Here is a 16,565-nt window from a genome sequence, read left to right on the forward strand (position 1 = left end):
GGCGTGGCGTGTGACCGAGGTCATGGCAGGGCCGGGGGTGGATCCGTCACGGGGCGCCCGGGCCACGTGGGATGCTCGGGGCGGTTGTTACCCGTCGGTAAGTCGCGGGTCGCCCTCTCTGCCGTGCGTACCCCCCACCACACGCTCCGAGGACCCTCCATGCGCGCATCCGCCTCCAGGCACGTCCGCTTGGCCGCCGCCGCGGCCGTCTCCCTGCTGCTCGCCGGGTGCTCGGCCGCCGCCGCCCCCTCGGCCGCCACCTCCGCCCCGGCCGCACCGCCGTCCGCCACCGCGCGGGCCGCGGCCGGCGTCCAGGCCGCGCCGTCCCACGACCTCGCCGTCAAGGCGGCGCCCACGAACACCTCGACCGCCGTCGCCCGGGCAGGCGGCGACGGGCGCGCCCGGCGGGCGGCGCTCAAGGTCGCCTCGTACGACGACAGGACCCGGCGGGCCGTCATCTCCGCCGCCGAGACGCCGCGGACCGGCGACGTGATCGCCAGCGGTCCTGCCCCGGGCGCCCCCGACGGGCTGCTGGCCGAGGTCACCCGCGTCCTGGACGGCGACGGCACACGGACCCGGGTCGAGACGGCGCCCGCCACGATGAGCGCCCTGCTCGGCCGGGACAAGGCCGAGGGCACCGTGCCGGTCGACCCCGCGGAGGTCGACGTCGAGCCCCTGGTGGCGGACGTCGAGGTCTCCCGGGCCACGCCGGGCAGCCGTACGACAGGCCCGGGCGGTGCCCGGTTGCCCCTGGGCAGCCTGCGCCTGGACGTCGGCGCGGAGGGCGGGGTGCCCGCCGCGGGCCTGCGGGTGTCCGGTTACGTCGAGGTCGCGCCCGAGGTCGAGTTCTCCTACGACGGCGGTCCGGCGCTCTCGCCCGACGCCGCGTTCCTCGGCCTGTCGGGACGGTGGACCTCCGGCTGGGAGGTGCGCGGCCGGGCAGCCGTGCCGGCGGACGGCGGCCGGCCGCTGCGGGTGCCCTTCGCCAGGCTGCACGCGGACCCGGTCATCCAGGTCGGGCCGGTCCCGGTGGTCGTCAACCTCGACCTGACCTGCTACCTCCAGGTCGAGGCGGACGGCACGGTGAGCGTCGACGTACGGCAGGACCTCAAGGGCGGCTTCCGCCTCGGCGGCGACTACGAGCGGACCGCGGGCTGGCGGCCGGTCACCGCGGCCGACATGACGAGCACCCCGGTCCGCGCCGCGCTGACCGCCACCGGCCGGGTCAAGGCCACGGTCGGCGCCGAGGCGAGCGTCGGCCTGTACGGGGCCGTGGGGGTCACCGCCGACCTCGCGCCCTACCTGCGCGGTGAGGCCACGGCCGGCGCCGCGTCCCGGGGCAGCGCCGGTTCCGCGGCCCTGGCCTGGACGCTGTACGGCGGTGTGGACCTCACCGGGGCGCTGCAACTGCGCCTGGGCGTCTTCGGCACCCCGCTCATGGAGCAGCGCGTCCCGCTCGGCGCCCTGCACCGCGAATGGCTCCTGGACGACGGCTCCCTCCGGCCGAGGGCCTGACCCCGGCCCGATGCCCAGCTCCGGCCGCCGGATCGGGTGGTCAGCGCAGGGGGTTGGGCAGGCCCGTCCAGTGGTCTTCGTTGGTGGCCCGGGCGGGGCGCACCCGTGTGCTGGTCGCCACGTGCGCGTCCGTCCTGGCCTTCTGTCTGGTCGGCGGCCTCTCGTTGTGGCCGTTCCGGCACGGGGGAGCGGTGCGCTGCTCGTGCCGTTCGGCGGCGTCATCTGGTCGCCGGGCGCGAACGTCCCGGGCCGCCGGATCGGGTGGTCAGCGCAGGGGGTTGGGCAGGCCCGTCCAGTGGTCGCCGCTCGCGGAGGTCTCCAGCCGCATCAAGGTGAGCGCCTTGACGGGGAGTTCGGGGGCGGCGAGCAGGGCCGCGCGGTCGGTGCGGGTGTCCGCCGTGGCGGGAAGGGCGTCGAAGGCACGGGCGGCCTCGGTGCGCACCGCGGCCCACAGCCGTGCCTCGGTGGGGCGATGGGCCTCGCCGAGCGCGGAGACGAGGCTGCCGAACGTGGTGGCGACCAGGGAGCCGTAGAGCTTGGCGTGCAGGACCGCGGGGTCGTCGCTCAGGCCCCGGCCGAGCGGGGGCACGGTGATGCCGTGCCGGGCGAGGCGGGCCGGGCTGATCCGGACGTCGGCCAGGTCGCGGTAGACCAGCCGCAGCGGCCGGGCGTGCCGGTCGAGGACGACCAGGAGGTTCTGCCCGTGCGCCTCCAGGGCGACGCCCTGGGACAGCAGCCGCAGCATGGCCGGCAGTGCGAGCCGGGCGAAGGCGGTGAGCCAGGCGGTGCCGTCGTGCGGGGCGCTCGGTCCCGCGGCCGTGAGCAGTGAGCGGAGCAGGGGCGGCCCGCCGTCGGCGGGCCGCCCGGTGAGCGCGGCGACGGGCAGCACGCTCTCCCCGGCCGCCGGGTCGGCGAAACCGGACGGGGACTCCCGCAGCAGCGCCGCGAGGTCGGGGCTGGCCTCACCGCCGACGACGGCGGCGGCCGCCGCGAGGTTGCGGGTGACGCGCAGCGTGCCGCCGCCGAGCCGCAGGGTCAGCTCGTCCAGCAGCGCGGACAGCGGCTCGCTGTCGGTCACCGAGCGGGCCGAGATGTCGCGGACGGCCGAGGTCATCCGCATGCTCAGCGCCGTCTTCAGATGCGGCCCGCCGTCGAGCGGGGCGAGGGTGCGCACCGACATCAGCGGCCGGGTGGGGACCGCGGCCTCGGCGTACGGGCGCAGCCCCAGGGCGGGCAGGATGTGCCGGGTCTGCCAGGGGTGGACGGGCAGCAGGACCCGGTCGCCGTCGCGGAACCGGTCCGGCCAGGCGCCCGTGACCAGGGAGCGGGCGGCCGGGACGGCGACGAGGTCGAGGGCGACGACGGGCCGGTGCTCGGGCCCGTAGGCCAGTTGCTCGGCCACGGAGAAGCCGGGACGGCTGCGGCAGCACGGGTGGTAGGGATGGCCGTCGACGACGCCCTGCTCGAAGGAGGCGAGGGTCGGCGGCCGGCCGCCGTGCCCCGCCAGGCCCGCGGCGCCCGCCAGGGACAGGGCCAACGAGGCGACGCTGTCGTCGAGTTCGTCGCGCAGCAGGCCCGATCCCGGCAGCCCTAGGGCCTCCACCAGGGCGGCCGGGTGGTCGTGGGACCGGCCGTCCAGCAGCAGGGGCAGGGCGGGCTCGTCCGGCGACCCCAGGTCGTGCGGCAGCCGCCGCGGCCCGGTGAGCACCCGGCCGTCGAGGAACAGCACGCGGTCCGGGCCGCGCGAGGCGATGCCCGGCAGGGGTTCCAGGAGCAGGGCACGCCACAGACGGCCGAGGACGGCGGCGCGCGCACCGGGGAGCGCGGCGGTGTACGCGTCGTGCAGGTCGGGGCGGAGCGTCGCCAGCTCGGTCGCGAACGCCGTCTCCAGGGGGCGCCGCGTCGCAGCCGCCGAGTGCGGGTACATGATGGGTCCCTACCCTACGAGGAGGCGGCCGACCGTGCATCGACCAGGGCACCGACCAGCGGGAACGAGCCGTCGTGGGTGACGCCTGGGACCGCGCCGAGGCGCTCTCCGCGACGGCCCTGCTGAACTGCCTGCTGCGCGAGCTCGCCGAGGCCGCGGGCGAGGACGGGGGCCGTCCGGTCCACCGGCTGCCCGCGACCGGCCGGCTGCTGCGGGTGCGGGCCGGGCGCCATCCCGCCGGGCCCGAGCTGCGCGCCGGGGACGGCTGGCGGCCGCTCCCGCTGGAGGCGCTGGTCGACGTCGCCGCCGCGGAGCTCACCGCGCGCACCGGTGTCGCGGGCACCGGGCTGCCCGCCGAGATCGGCGACAGCCGCGACGTGCTCGCCGCCCTGCTGGAGGCCCGCGAGCACGCGCCGCCGCCCGCCGATCCGTACCTGCGCTCCGAGCAGGCCCTGGTGGCCGGCCACCGCCACCACCCCGCCCCCAAGACCCGCGGCGGCGGCCCGCCGGAGAGCTGGCTGCGGTACGCGCCGGAGGCGCACACGAGCTTCCCGCTCACGCTGCTCGCGGTCCGGGCGGACCTGCTGGCCGGTGAGGGCGACACCTCGGTGCTCGACCGGCTGTACCCGGACGTCCCCGAGGGCTACCGGGTCCTGCCCGCGCACCCCTGGCAGCTGGCCCTGCTGGGCGGCCTCCCCGCGTTCCGGGACGGACGTCTGCTGCGTCTGGGGCACACCGCCGTACCGGCCGTGCCGACGGCGTCCCTGCGGACGGTCTACCTGCCGGACGCCGACCTCTTCCTGAAGTTCAGCCTCGACGTGCGGATCACCAACGACATCCGCCGGCTGTGGCGGCACGACCTGCGCTGGCTCGGGCCGGTGGACGAGGTGCTGCGCGCGGTACCGGAGGCGGACGTCCTGTCCGACCGCGGCTACCGGACCGCCGACCTGGGCGGCCGGGACGCGTTCGAGGGGCTGGCCGTGCTCGTCCGGGACGGCTTCGGGGAGCACCTGCGCCCCGGGCTGACCCCGCTGCTCGCGGCGGCCGTCGCCGAGGGGTACGAGGGCAGCCCGCTCGCCGCGCCGGGCCTGACCGTGGACGGCGCGCTGGCCTGGTGGGAGGCGTACCTGCGGCAGGTCGTGCCACCGGTGCTGCACGCGTACCTCCGGCACGGTGCGGTGCTGGAGTGCCACCTGCAGAACGTGCTCGTCGCCGTGGACGCCGACGGCGTGCCCGGCCAGGCGCTCTTCCGCGACCACGAGGGGGTCAAGCTGGTCGAGGAGCGGCACCAGGAGCTGCTCGGCCGCCACGCACGTCCGGACGCGCCCGGGCCCGGCGTGGACGCCGCCCACGGCTGGGAACGGCTGGTCTACTGCCTCGTCACCAACAACCTGCTGGAGATCGCGGGCGCGGTCGCCGAACGCCACCCGGAGCTCACGCCGGTGCTGTGGGCGCGGGCCCGGGCGTTCCTCGTGGAGTGGGCGGCCGGTCAGGGGGACCCGGCGCCCGTGCGGGAGCTGCTCGCCGCCCCGTACATCCCCGCGAAGACCAACCTGCTGCTGCGCTGGACCGGCGCGGACGGCGCCGCCGCCCGCTACCTGCCGCTGCCGAACCCGCTGCGGCCTCAGGGCGCCGTGGTGACCGACTCCAGCGAACGGCGCGTGGCGGGGCCGTAGAACCCGGAGGTGTCGCCCGTGACGCCGTAGCCCATCTGGTACCGCTGGACGGCGTACTTGACGCCGCCGTCGTACTTGCCGTCGGCCGGACCGTCGTAGAGCTGGACCTGGGTGAGCCGCTGCTGCAGCGCCACGACCTCGGGGCCGCGCGAACCGGGCTTGAGCACCGCGCCGGAACCGGCGGTCGCGGTGCCGGTGGTGCCGCCCGGGGCGGCGGTCGCGGTGCCCGTGGCGGAGGCCCGTGGCAGGGTGCCGGACGCGGAACCGGAGCCGGAGGCGGACAGGGAGGCCTCGCCCGCGCCCGTGCGCGCCGACGGGACCGGGGCGCCGCGCGAGGGCTCCGCGGTGCCGTCGGAGTCCGGCAGGGTGGGCAGCGCGAGCCGCGGCGGCGAGGTGCTCGGATCGGGCAGCGCGCGGTCGGCCCCGCCCGGACCGGTGACAAGGTGCCCGAGCAGGGCCAGGACACCGACGCCGGCGACCGCCCCGGCCACGGTGACGACGGCCCGCAGGCGCCGCCGGGAGCGGGCCGCCCCGCCGCGCGCCCTGCGGTGCCCGCCCGCCGGGTGCGGTACCCGCGGCGGCTCCTGCGGGTCGCCGGGGCCACCGCCCGTGCCGTGCTGCGTGTCGGGGAACAGTTCGGCGTAGTCGGGCGCGGGCCCCTCGGGGCCCACGCCTATCAGCGGTCTGACGGTCGTCCCGCCCGGCCGGCCGTCGTTCATCTCTCCTCGCCCGCCTGGTCGGGCACGAGGCGTTCGAGGACGTCCTGGAACTCCTCGCCGACGGTGATCAGCAGCCCGTCGCCGTCCTTCCGGCTGAGCTGGGTCAGCACGCCGTCCCGCCACCAGTAGACGTACGGGCTGATGGGGCCCACCGCGTCCTCGTGGCCCGCCGCCGCGAAACCCGCCATGCCGTTGAGCGCCGGGATGACGCCGCTGTCACGGATGGCGTGGAAGGCCAGCTGGTGCCGGAACGGCATGGCCACCAGCGCCCCGTCGGCGGTCAGCGGCTCCCCGGTGACCCGTTCCACCAGCTCGTCCAGGACCAGCACCCGGGCGGCGGTGAAGAAGGAGTCCCCGACGAGGACGTCGAAGCGCACGTCGGCGTGCCGGACCACCTCGTGCCGTTCCACCGGCAGGTCGCGCAGGTTGAGCAGGGCGCGGCCGCGCAGCTCACGGGCGTCGCCGAGCGGGACCAGGGCGTGGTCGGCGAGCGTCATCACGCTCTCCGGGAGGTCCAGGGCGAGCACCTCCAGCAGCCCGGGCGCGGCGATCCGGGCGTAGCGGAAGGTCTCCGGGTCGATCGCCTCGGGGGTGACCAGACGCGGGTAGAGCCGTTCGCGGATCTCCTCGGCGGGCAGGGTCTCCAGCGGCGAGGGCCCGTCGAGGGTGCGCAGCACCGCACCGATGTGCTCCCGCGCCAGCAGCGGCCACACGCGCGGGCCGCGCCGGTCGTTGTGGCACAGCGCGGCGAGGTTGCCGAGCCCGAAGCGACGGCCGGAGTCGTCGGTCACCATGTCCGCGAAGACCGTGACCTCCAGCCCGAGTTCGGCGAACGACTCGCGCACGATCGCGCGGAAGCGCGCGCCCTCGTCCACCGAGAAGAAGGCGTACTCGGGGTCGCGGGGTGCGTCCCGCTGGTCACGCTTCGGCCCGCGCCGGAAAATCCCCACCTCAGCTGTCCCCTCGACCTGGACTCGACGAGCAGGGCGCGATCCTATCGGCAGGCGCCCGGGGCCGCCGTCTCCGTCAGCCTTCGCCGTCCGGCGCGTCCCGGTAGGTCTCCAGCAGCCGCAGCCACACCTCGCTCATCGTGGGGAAGGCCGGTACGGCGTGCCACAGCCGTTCCAGCGGCACCTCGCCGGCGACGGCGATGGTGGCGGAGTGCAGCAGTTCGCCGACCGACGGGCCGACGAAGGTGACGCCGACGAGGTGACTCCGGTCCAGGTCGACGACGGCACGCGCCTTGCCCTTGTACCCGTCGGCGTACAGCCCGGCTCCGGAGACGTTGCCGATGTCGTAGTCCACGACCTTGACGCGGCGGCCCTCCCGCTCGGCCTGCTCGGCGGTGATGCCGACGGCGGCGGCCTCGGGTTCGGTGAAGACGACCTGGGGGACGGCGACGTTGTCGGCGGTGGCCGCGTGCCGGCCCCAGGGGGCGGTGTCCAGGGGTTCCCCCATGGCGCGGGCGGCGATGGCGGCGCCGGCGATACGGCCCTGGTACTTGCCCTGGTGGGTGAGGAGGGCGCGGTGGTTGGTGTCGCCCGCGCAGTACAGCCAGCCGCCCTCGACGTCCTTGACCAGGCAGGTGTCGTCGACGTCCAGCCACGACCCGGGGGTCAGGCCGACCGTCTCCAGGCCCAGGGCGTCGGTGTGCGGGACGCGGCCGGTGGCGAACAGGACCTCGTCGGTGACGAGTTCCGACCCGTCCGAGAGCGCCAGGGTGATCGGCCCGGACTCCGACGCCCTCCGCAGTTCGGTGACCGACACGCCGGTGCGGATGTCCACCCCGGCGGCGCGCATCCCGTCCGCGACGAGCTCGCCCACGAACGGCTCCCAGCGGGGCAGCAGCCCGGAGCCGCGGACCAGCACGGTCACCTCGGAGCCGAGCGACCGCCAGGCGGTCGCCATCTCGACGCAGACGACGCCTCCGCCGACCACCACGAGCCGCCCCGGCACCTCGGGGGAACTGGTGGCGTCGCGGCTGGTCCACACGTGGTCGTCGGCGATGCCGGGCAGGTCGGGCAGTTGCGCGCGGGTACCGGTGCAGACCGCCACGGCGTGCCGGGCGACCAGGACGCGCGCGCCGCCGTCCGGGGTGTCGACCACGACCCGGCGCGGGCCGTCGAGCCGGCCGCGCCCCCGGACGAGGTCGATGCCGGCCGAGTCCAGCCAGCCCACCGCCCCGTCGTCCTTCCAGTTCCCCGTCCACCAGTCGCGCCGGGCCAGCACCGCGGCGGCGTCGAGCCGCCCGCCGGCCGCCTCTCGTGCCCCCGCGACCGCCCGCGCCGCGTCCAGGGCGGCCTGCGGGCGCAGCAGCGCCTTGCTGGGGATGCACGCCCAGTAGGAGCACTCGCCGCCGACCAGTTCCGCCTCGACCACCACGGTGGTCAGTCCGGCCTGCCTGGTGCGGTCGGCGAGGTTCTCCCCGGTGGGGCCCGCGCCGATGACGATGACGTCGTAGGTGTCCGTGCTCGCGTTCGTGCTGCTGTCTGCCGCCGTGGTCATGGTCCCACCGTAGGCAACACCGCGTCCGCGCACAGCCGGAACCAGCGTGTCCCGCCGCTTCACCCGTACGGCGAGGGGCGTCCCCGCCGTGGTGACCGGCCCCAGGGGCGGGACGGGCGGCGGCGCCGGGAGCGCGCTTCGTGGACATCGCCCGGGGCGCATGGGGAGCGGGATCCCGCGCGACTGGTGGGCCATCAGGGCGAGGCCGCAGGCGGCGCCCGAGGGTGCCGGCGTCCGCGGCCGCCGGTCGGGGCAGCTTCAGGCGGGCAGTTGCTGCTCCGTCCAGATGACCTTGCCCCGTTCGGTGTAGCGGGTGCCCCAGCGCCGGCAGAGCTGGGCGACGAGGAAGATCCCGCGGCCGCCCTCGTCGGTGGTGGCCGCGCGGCGGAGCCGGGGGGAGGTGCCGCTGGCGTCGGCGACCTCGAAGACCAGCGCCCGATCGCGCAGCAGCCTGGCCTGCACGGGGCCGGCGCCGTGGCGGATGGCGTTGGTGATCAGCTCGCTGGCGATCAGCTCGGTGGTGAAGCTGAGCTCGTCGAGGCCCCAGGCGCGCAGCCGGCGGGTGATCGCGGAGCGGAGCGCGGAGACGGCCGCGGGGTCGTCGGGGACGTCCCAGCAGGCGACCTGACGCTCGTCCAGGGACCGGGTGCGGGCGACGAGCAGGACGACGTCGTCGGCGGAGGGGGCGGGGCGCAGCGCGGCCTCGAGCGCCGCGCAGACCTCCTCCGGCGGGCAGCCCCGCGGGACGGCGGTGAGGGCGCGGCCGAGCCGGCGCATCCCGGTGTCCGGGTCGAGGTGGCGGCCCTCGATGAGGCCGTCGGTGTACAGGACGAGGCCGCTGCCCTCGGGGACCGCGAACTCGGCGGACTCGAAGGGGAGTCCGCCCAGGCCCAGGGGCGGCCCGGCGGGCAGGTCGGGGAAGCGCACCTCGCCGTCCGGGGCGAGCAGCGCGGGCGGCGGATGGCCGGCCCGGGCCAGCTGGCAGCGCCGTGCGACCGGGTCGTAGACCGCGTAGAGGCAGGTCGCGCCGGCGAGGCCGGGACCGGCGCCGCTCTCGTCGTCGAGGCGGACGACGAGGTCGTCCAGGCGGCCAAGCAGCTCGTCCGGGGGCAGGTCGAGGGCGGAGAAGTTGTGCACGGCGGTGCGCAGCCGGCCCATGGCGGCGGCGGCGTGGATCCCGTGCCCGACGACGTCACCGACGACCAGGGCCACCCGCGCGCCGGAGAGCGGGATGACGTCGAACCAGTCGCCGCCGACCCGGCCGCGCGCCGCGGGGAGGTAGCGGTGGGCGACGTCCACGGCGTGCTGCTCCGGTACGCCGTGGGGGAGCAGGCTGCGCTGGAGTTCGAGGGCGAGGTGGTGCTCGCGGGTGAAGAGCCGCGCGTTGTCGATGCAGACGGCGGCGCGGGCGGCGAGGTCGCGGGCGAGGGTGAGGTCGTCCTCGGCGAACGGTTCCGTCCGCGCGGCGCGTTGGAAGGTGGCGACGCCCAGCAGGGTGTCGCGGGCGCGCAGGGGGACGGCGAGGACGGCGCTCGGCTCGCCGTCGGGGCCCGGGGTGGTGTCGCGGACCGCGGAGCCGCCGTACAGCGCTCTGGCCTGGGGGCTGTCCGGGGCGAGGCGAATCGGTTCGCCCCTGGCGTACGGGCCGTGGCCGCGGGCCGCGCCGTCCGTCGCCACCCGGCGCAGCTCCGCCCCGGGGGCACCGGGGGCACCGGGGGCCGTGCCGTCCAGGACGGGGCAGTACAGGTCGACGGTCGCGTGGTCGGCGAACCGGGGCACGGCGGCCTCGACGATCTCGCGGGCGGTGCGGGCGACGTCGAGGGTGGTGCCGATCCGCAGGGCGGCGTCGCTGAGCAGTTCCAGGCGGCGGCGCGCGGCGACGGCCAGGCGGCCGACCCCCGGCTCGCCGACCAGCAGCGGGCGGCTCGCGGCCCCGCCCGGGGCGTTGCCGCGCGCGCCGGCGTCCCCGGGCACGCTGACCTCCACGACGGCGCCGCCCGCGAGGGGCCGGCACAGCAGATGGGCCGTGCGGCCGTGGGAGAGGGGGAGTTCGAGCGCCTCCCGCCGTCCGGCGGCGATCAGCCCGGCCGCGGTCTCGGCGAGCACCGACTCGTCCCCGTCGGTGAGCCCGGCCGGCGGGCCGACGCCGGGGATGTGCCCCACGCCGTCGAGCCGCAGGGGGGCGGCCGCGGCGCCGCGGTGCTCGGCGGTCAGGTAGCCCTGCAGCAGGGCGCGTTCGCGCTCCCCGCACTCCTCCAGGAGCCGCTGCTCGATGGCGAGGGCGCAGCCGCGGGCGAGTTCGGCCATGAGGGGGTGCGCGTCGCCGTACAGGCTGGTGAGGTCGAGCACGCCCTCCACCCGGCCGCTGAGGGGGTGGCGGACGGGCACGCCGAAGCAGGTGAAGCCGCGCAGGGCGGCGGAGAAGTGCTCCTCGCCGGAGACGCGGACGGGGTGCCGGGCGGCCAGGGCGGTGCCGATGCCGTTGGTCCCGGCGTCGAGTTCGTGGTAGCTGAAGCCCGGGGCGAGCCGGACCCGGTCAAGGGCGGGCAGCAGCGGCGGCTCGGCGGCCCGGCGGTCGATCACCAGCCCCCGGTCGTCGGTGAGCAGGACGGCGGTACGGGTGCCGGAGAGCGTGCCGGCGAGCCGGTCGAGGACCGGACCGGCGGCCCGGACCAGTGCCCCGGTGGGGTCGACGTCGTCGGTGTACGGGACCTCGAGCCGTTCGGGGTCGAGGCCGGCGGTCTGACAGCGCTCCCACGAAGCGAGGATGGGTACCCGCACGGATTCGACCACCAGGCTCACTCCTTGACGTCCGCGTCCCAGGTCCCGAACGTAGGGCGGCGGCACGGCGACAGGGGGCGGGTCGGTGAAATCCCTGCGTACAGCCACCCTTGTGGGTGACGGCCCGTTTGACAGGGGGCAACACGACCGTCACGGCGGGGGAGATCGCTTCGCGAAGCGGCGCGCGGTGGTGAAGACTTGGACCCGCCGCAGCCGTACGCCGTACTTGGGAGGATCCACCATGTCCACCACGCCGCACTCCACCACGCGGGTCGCGCACACCGTCTGGGACGGCAGTCTGACGGAGGGCAGCGGGGTCGTGACCCTCGACTCCTCCGGCATCGGGGAGTACCCGGTGACCTGGGTCGCCCGTTCCCAGGAGCCGGGCGGGAAGACCAGCCCCGAGGAGCTCATCGCCGCCGCCCACTCCAGCTGCTTCTCGATGGCCCTGTCGGCCGGCCTGGGCAAGGCGGGCACCCCGCCGACCCGGCTGCGCACGCAGGCCGACGTCACCTTCAAGCCGGGCACCGGGATCACCGGCATCCACCTGACCGTCGAGGGCGAGGTGCCCGGGATCGACGAGGCGGAGTTCGTCAAGGCGGCCGAGGATGCCAAGGCGAACTGCCCGGTGAGCAAGGCGCTCGCGGGCACGGAGATCACGCTCACGGCCTCGCTGGCCTGACGCCGCGCGGCGCCGGCGCGTGAGCCGGACCGTGTGCACCGCCCATCGAAACGTTTCGGTTTCGGTGGGCGGTGCCATATTGTCGTTGGGATACGAAACCGTTTCGCAGGGGACGAGAGACGGAGCACGGAACATGACGACCGACGCGAGCGCACCGGCGCGCCGCACCCGGCTGACGCCCGAGCGGGAGCAGGAGCTGTACGGCGCGGTGATCGACCTGCTGCGCGAGGTCGGGTACGACGCGCTGACGATGGACGCGGTCGCCACCCGCACCCGGTCCAGCAAGGCCACCCTCTACCGGCAGTGGAAGAGCAAGCCGGAGCTGGTCGTGACCGCGCTCAGGTGCACCAAGCCGGTGCACGTGGAGAACGTGGACACCGGTTCGCTCCCCGGCGACCTGCACGAGCTCGCCGACCGCATCGGCGACGGCTCGGACGTGGACACCCCGCTGATCCGGGGCCTGGCCCACGCCTCCGCCACCAACCCCGACCTCGCCGAGGCGATGCGCCAGCACCTGATCGAGCCCGAGCTCACCGGGGTGCGGCAGCTGCTGGGGCGGGCCGCCGACCGGGGGGAGATCGACGCGGCCGTCCCCGCGGCCGAGTTCATGCCGCACATGATGCTCGGCGCCGTGATCACCCGCCGCCTGCTGGAGGACGTGGAGGTCGACGCCGCCTTCATGCACCGCTACATCGACGCGGTGGTGCTGCCGGCGCTCGGCATCGGACCCGGTCGCGGCACGGCGCCTCGCTGCGTTGGCGAATCGTCCGAGTAGCCCACGACGAGGGCGCCTCTCCGCCGTGCGATGTACCGCACCAGACCCCGCGGGGCCCGCCCTCCGGGCGGCCGGCACTGCTTTGACGACAGGCCTAGTCGCTGACCGTGCTGCGCGGCCGGTACTCCAGGTCCTCGTACTCGGGGTGGTGCGCGATCCAGCCCGCGATGAACGGGCAGGCCGCCAGCACGCTCTGGCCGTGCTCCCGCGCCTCGTCCAGCGCGTGGCGGGCGAGCGCGGAACCCACGCCCCGGCCCTCGAACTCCGGGTCCACCTCGGTGTGCAGGAAGGCGATCATCTCGGGGGTGCGGATGTACGTGGCGAAGCCCGCCAGCCTGCCGCCGACGTGCGCCTCGTAGCGTCGCGCGCCGGGAGTGTCCGTCACCTGTGCGTCGCTCTTCACGACTGGTAGCCCTCCACGGTGTGCGAGGGGCGCACCTTCGCCTCGCCCGGGTCCCCGCCCGCCTCGGTCTTGGCGCGGCGCTGGCGGAGCAGGTCCCAGCACTGGTCGAGCTCGCGCTCCAGTTCGTCGAGCCGGGCCTGCTCGGTCCCGCTGTCCACCCGCCCCTCGCTGAGGAGCTCGCGCAGGGTCCGCTCGTCGGAGACCATCGCGCTGATCCGTTCCAGGATCGCCCTCTCGGGGCGATCTCCCGCGTGCTGCTCGGCCACGGCCGCACCTCCTCGGTCCTCGGCTCCCACTCTAGGCAGCCGGTTGCGCCCCTTCGATCGAAACACTTGCGTTTCGATAAGGCGGGCCCTAGTCTCGACGTGTACGAAACGGTTTCGTATCTCGTCGGGTTCCCGGCGTCCCGACCCCTCCCTGCCCTCCCCGTGACCGACTGGAGCGCGTCCCGCATGTCCCAGAGCACCGCCGAGCCGAAGGCCGGCACCGGCGCACCCCCCGTGGGGGCCGAGACGAAGGCGCCCGACGCCCCGGCGGCGCAGCGCTGGTGGGTCCTCGCCGTCATCGGCATCGCCCAGCTGATGGTCGTGCTCGACGCGACCATCGTGAACATCGCCCTCCCCTCCGCCCAGGCCGACCTGGGCTTCACCGACGGCAACCGGCAGTGGATCGTCACCGCCTACGCCCTCGCCTTCGGCAGCCTGCTGCTGCTCGGCGGCCGGATCGCGGACCTCTTCGGCCGCAAGACCGCCTTCCTCGTCGGCGTCGCGGGCTTCGCCGGGGCCTCCGCGCTCGGCGGCGCCGCCGGCAGCTTCGAGATGCTGGTGACCGCCCGGGCCCTGCAGGGAGCCTTCGGGGCGCTCCTCGCACCCGCCGCGCTCTCGCTGCTCACCACGACCTTCACCGACGCCAGGGAACGCGCCCGCGCCTTCGGCATCTACGGCGCCATCGCCGGCTCCGGGGCGGCCGTCGGCCTGCTGCTCGGCGGGGTGCTGACCGAGTACCTGAACTGGCGCTGGACCCTCTACGTCAACCTGGCCTTCGCGCTGGTCGCCTTCCTCGGCGGCGCGGCCCTGCTGCGGCGGGCGAGCCGCCGTCCCGGCGCGACGATCGACCTGCCCGGCACCGTGCTGGTCTCCGCGGGGCTGTTCGCCGTCGTCTTCGGCTTCTCCAACGCCGAGAGCCACGACTGGAGCTCGCCGCAGGTGTGGGGCTGCCTGGCCGCGGGCGCGCTGCTGCTGGCCGCCTTCGCCTGGTGGCAGACCCGGGCGCGGCACCCGCTGCTGCCGCTGCGCGTGCTGCTGGACCGCAACCGGGGCGCCTCCTTCGCCGCCTCGCTGGTCTCCAGCGCCGGCATGTTCGCGGTCTTCCTCTTCCTCACCTACTATCTGCGGCTCACCCTCGGCTACTCCTCGGTGCGGACGGGCCTGGCCTTCCTCCCACTGGTCGGCGCCCTGATGGTCGGCGCCCAGGTCGCCACCACCGTGCTGGTGCCCCGGGTGGGCCCGAAGCCCGTGGTGCCGGCCGGTTTCGGCCTCGCGGCGGCGGGCCTGGCCTGGCTGACCGGGCTCGGCCTGGACAGCGGCTACGCGGCCGACGTGCTGCCGCCGCTGCTGGTGATCGGCCTGGGCATGGGCCTGATCTTCCCGCCCGCGATGAACCTGGCCACCACCGGTGTCGGCGCCGAGGACGCGGGTGTCGCCTCCGCCGCCGTCAACGCCATGCAGCAGGTCGGCGGCTCGATCGGCACCGCGCTGCTGAACACCCTGGCCACCGGTGCCGCCACCGACTACGCCCTGGCCCACCGCACCGATCCGCTGGTGAAGGCGCAGGCCGCGCTGGAGGGCTACGCGACGGCCTACTGGTGGGCCGCGGCCTTCTTCGCGGCCGGCCTGGTGATCAGCTTCCTGCTCTACCGGCGTGGAATTCCTGCTCAGGACGGGAATGCTGAGGCCGCCCCGGTCGTCCACATGTAGGGGGAATGAGCTGCGGGGCCGCCCCTGAGCGGTGGGAAGGTCCCGCACGCGCCGACCCGTGGGGACGGGGTGCGGTGCGACGGAGGGCCCGGTGCCGGCGTCCGTGGTTGCACACGGAAGCCGTGCCGGGCCTTTCCCATGCGATTCCACGGTGATCCGGGGAGCCCGGGGCAGATGTGACGGAATCTGCGTGCGGTGCACCGCAAAAGGGAACCTATGGGCAGTTAATGTGCGTTTTCACTGGTCCACAGGGTTTCGTCGAAAGGCCCCTCGGTTGAACCTGCTCGACCTCCTGCTGCTGGTGCTGACCGTCGCCTACGCCGTCGCCGGCTTCCGGCGCGGACTGGTCGTGGGCTGCATCTCGCTCGCGGGCTTCCTCGGCGGTGCGGTGGTCGGCGTGTGGCTGCTGCCGTACGTGCTGCAGTACGTCGAGTCGGGCACGCCACGGGCGACGCTGGTCGCGCTGCTGACCGTCCTGGTGCCCGCGGCCGGCGGGCACGCCCTCGCCTCCGGGGTCGCCTGGAAGGTGCGGACGGGTCTGGACTGGGGCCCGCTGCGCTGGCTCGACGGGGTGGGCGGCGCGGTGGCGAACGCCGTGGCCGTGCTGCTGGTCGCCTGGGTGGCCGCGAGCGTGCTGGTGACGTCCTCCTCCAGCGTGCTGGCGCAGTCGATCCGCGGGTCCGAGGTGCTCGGCGCGGTCCAGGACACCATGCCCCGGCAGGCACCCACCTGGTTCAGCAGGGCGACCAGCGCACTGGCCGAGGCCGGGTTCCCGCAGGTGTTCAACCCCTTCGAGTCCGAGCCCGTCAACGGGGTGCCCGCGCCCTCCGGGGACAACGTCACCACCGCCGCGGCCGGCGCGGCCGCGCGCAGCACCGTCAAGATCGAGGGCGTCGCCTTCGTGGACGGCCGCCGTCAGGGCCAGGAGGGCACCGGTTTCGTCTTCGCCGACGAGCACGTCATGACCAACGCCCACGTGGTGGCCGGGGTGGACGAACCCGCGGTGCAGGTCGGCGGCCTCGGGCGGGCCTACCGGGCCACCGTGGTGCTCTTCGACCCCGGCAAGGACGTCGCCGTCCTGGACGTCCCTGGGCTGGACGCGCCCGCGCTGAGCTTCACCGGCGACGCCGTGAGCGGTGACGGCGCGGTCGTGGCGGGCTACCCGCAGGACGGCGGCCTCGACCTGCGCGCCGCGACGGTGGCCGGCCGCATCCGCGCCACCGGCCAGGACATCTACGGCGACGGAACGGTCACCCGCGACATCTACCAGGTCCGGTCCGTGGTGCGCCCCGGCAACTCCGGCGGCCCGCTGCTGGACACCTCCGGACGTGTCTACGGGGTGGTCTTCGCCCGCTCCACCGCCGACTCCACGACGGGCTACGTGCTGACCGCCGACGAGGTGCGCTCCGACGCGCTGCGCGGGGCGCGCGCCACGGAGCCGGTGGACACCGGCGACCGGGCCGCGCTGTGACGGCCGCGCTGTGACGGCCGCGCTGTGACGGCCGCGCGGTGACCGCCGGACCGCGGCGGGCCTCCGCATACGTTCGACGTTAGACTTTCCCTTTACGCGGAAAACCGGACGAACCCATCGAAGACATAGAAACCA

General features: G+C 75.5%; 13 protein-coding genes. 6 read left to right on the forward strand and 7 right to left on the reverse strand.

Features of this window, described 5'->3' with window-relative positions; all coding sequences use genetic code 11:
- Positions 1–159 precede the first annotated feature (159 nt).
- A complete protein-coding gene (locus PV341_RS12455) occupies positions 160–1,515 on the forward strand; it encodes a hypothetical protein (protein WP_500357751.1) in 1,356 nt (451 codons plus the stop codon).
- A gap of 265 nt (positions 1,516–1,780) precedes the next feature.
- On the opposite strand, the gene PV341_RS12460 is transcribed toward PV341_RS12455, so the two are convergent.
- Entirely contained in the window at positions 1,781–3,442 is a 1,662-nt protein-coding gene (locus PV341_RS12460) for an IucA/IucC family protein (RefSeq protein ID WP_500328953.1), read from the reverse strand.
- 74 nt (positions 3,443–3,516) lie between these two features.
- On the opposite strand from PV341_RS12460, the gene PV341_RS12465 reads away from it, so the two are divergent.
- Complete coding sequence (locus tag PV341_RS12465; RefSeq protein WP_500357753.1) at positions 3,517–5,118, forward strand: IucA/IucC family protein; 1,602 nt, start codon at positions 3,517–3,519, stop codon at positions 5,116–5,118.
- Here PV341_RS12465 and PV341_RS12470 read toward each other — a convergent pair.
- From PV341_RS12470 to PV341_RS12485, 4 genes are all read right to left on the reverse strand, one after another.
- On the reverse strand, positions 5,067–5,837 hold the full coding sequence (locus PV341_RS12470; protein WP_500357754.1) for a peptidoglycan-binding domain-containing protein: 771 nt from the start codon (positions 5,835–5,837) through the stop codon (positions 5,067–5,069). The two genes, PV341_RS12465 and PV341_RS12470, sit on opposite strands and share 52 nt — an antisense overlap.
- Complete coding sequence (locus PV341_RS12475; RefSeq protein WP_500357755.1) at positions 5,834–6,787, reverse strand: hypothetical protein; 954 nt, start codon at positions 6,785–6,787, stop codon at positions 5,834–5,836. The genes PV341_RS12470 and PV341_RS12475 overlap by 4 nt, the downstream gene beginning before the upstream one ends.
- Positions 6,788–6,863: 76 nt before the next feature.
- Complete coding sequence (locus tag PV341_RS12480; protein WP_500357756.1) at positions 6,864–8,342, reverse strand: dihydrolipoyl dehydrogenase family protein; 1,479 nt, start codon at positions 8,340–8,342, stop codon at positions 6,864–6,866.
- A gap of 258 nt (positions 8,343–8,600) precedes the next feature.
- Entirely contained in the window at positions 8,601–11,135 is a 2,535-nt protein-coding gene (locus tag PV341_RS12485; RefSeq protein WP_500328958.1) for a SpoIIE family protein phosphatase, read from the reverse strand.
- 229 nt (positions 11,136–11,364) lie between these two features.
- On the opposite strand from PV341_RS12485, the gene PV341_RS12490 reads away from it, so the two are divergent.
- Positions 11,365–11,805: an OsmC family protein gene (locus PV341_RS12490; protein WP_499512309.1), complete on the forward strand. Its 441-nt coding sequence runs from the start codon at positions 11,365–11,367 to the stop codon at positions 11,803–11,805.
- A 133-nt stretch (positions 11,806–11,938) separates the two neighbouring features.
- Positions 11,939–12,580, forward strand: a complete 642-nt coding sequence (locus PV341_RS12495) for a TetR/AcrR family transcriptional regulator (protein ID WP_500328959.1) — start codon at positions 11,939–11,941, stop codon at positions 12,578–12,580.
- 94 nt (positions 12,581–12,674) lie between these two features.
- On the opposite strand, the gene PV341_RS12500 is transcribed toward PV341_RS12495, so the two are convergent.
- Both PV341_RS12500 and PV341_RS12505 read right to left on the reverse strand, forming a co-directional pair.
- Positions 12,675–12,983 carry a GNAT family N-acetyltransferase gene (locus PV341_RS12500; protein ID WP_500328960.1) on the reverse strand — a complete coding sequence of 103 codons (309 nt, stop codon included), beginning with the start codon at positions 12,981–12,983 and terminating at the stop codon, positions 12,675–12,677.
- Entirely contained in the window at positions 12,980–13,249 is a 270-nt protein-coding gene (locus tag PV341_RS12505; RefSeq protein WP_500328961.1) for a DUF2630 family protein, read from the reverse strand. Before PV341_RS12505 ends, PV341_RS12500 begins: the two co-directional genes overlap by 4 nt.
- A 186-nt stretch (positions 13,250–13,435) precedes the next feature.
- Here PV341_RS12505 and PV341_RS12510 point away from each other — a divergent pair, with 186 nt between their 5' ends.
- A complete protein-coding gene (locus PV341_RS12510; RefSeq protein WP_500328962.1) occupies positions 13,436–14,959 on the forward strand; it encodes an MFS transporter in 1,524 nt (507 codons plus the stop codon).
- Positions 14,960–15,233: 274 nt separating this feature from the next.
- The gene (locus PV341_RS12515; RefSeq protein WP_500328963.1) at positions 15,234–16,430 is read left to right on the forward strand and encodes a MarP family serine protease; all 1,197 of its coding nucleotides are present in this window, start codon (positions 15,234–15,236) and stop codon (positions 16,428–16,430) included.
- Positions 16,431–16,565: the final 135 nt, after the last annotated feature.

Source organism: Streptomyces sp. PA03-1a (assembly GCF_033792805.1).
GTDB lineage: Bacteria > Actinomycetota > Actinomycetes > Streptomycetales > Streptomycetaceae > Actinacidiphila.

What these genes read in the sequence shown, in the direction of transcription:
- PV341_RS12455 (WP_500357751.1), top strand. Translation starts at nt 160, where the DNA reads ATGCGCGCATCCGCCTCCAGGCACGTCCGCTTGGCCGCCGCCGCGGCC.
- PV341_RS12460 (WP_500328953.1), bottom strand. Translation starts at nt 3,442, where the DNA reads ATGTACCCGCACTCGGCGGCTGCGACGCGGCGCCCCCTGGAGACGGCG.
- PV341_RS12470 (WP_500357754.1), bottom strand. Translation starts at nt 5,837, where the DNA reads ATGAACGACGGCCGGCCGGGCGGGACGACCGTCAGACCGCTGATAGGC.
- PV341_RS12480 (WP_500357756.1), bottom strand. Translation starts at nt 8,342, where the DNA reads ATGACCACGGCGGCAGACAGCAGCACGAACGCGAGCACGGACACCTAC.
- PV341_RS12490 (WP_499512309.1), top strand. Translation starts at nt 11,365, where the DNA reads ATGTCCACCACGCCGCACTCCACCACGCGGGTCGCGCACACCGTCTGG.
- PV341_RS12495 (WP_500328959.1), top strand. Translation starts at nt 11,939, where the DNA reads ATGACGACCGACGCGAGCGCACCGGCGCGCCGCACCCGGCTGACGCCC.
- PV341_RS12510 (WP_500328962.1), top strand. Translation starts at nt 13,436, where the DNA reads ATGTCCCAGAGCACCGCCGAGCCGAAGGCCGGCACCGGCGCACCCCCC.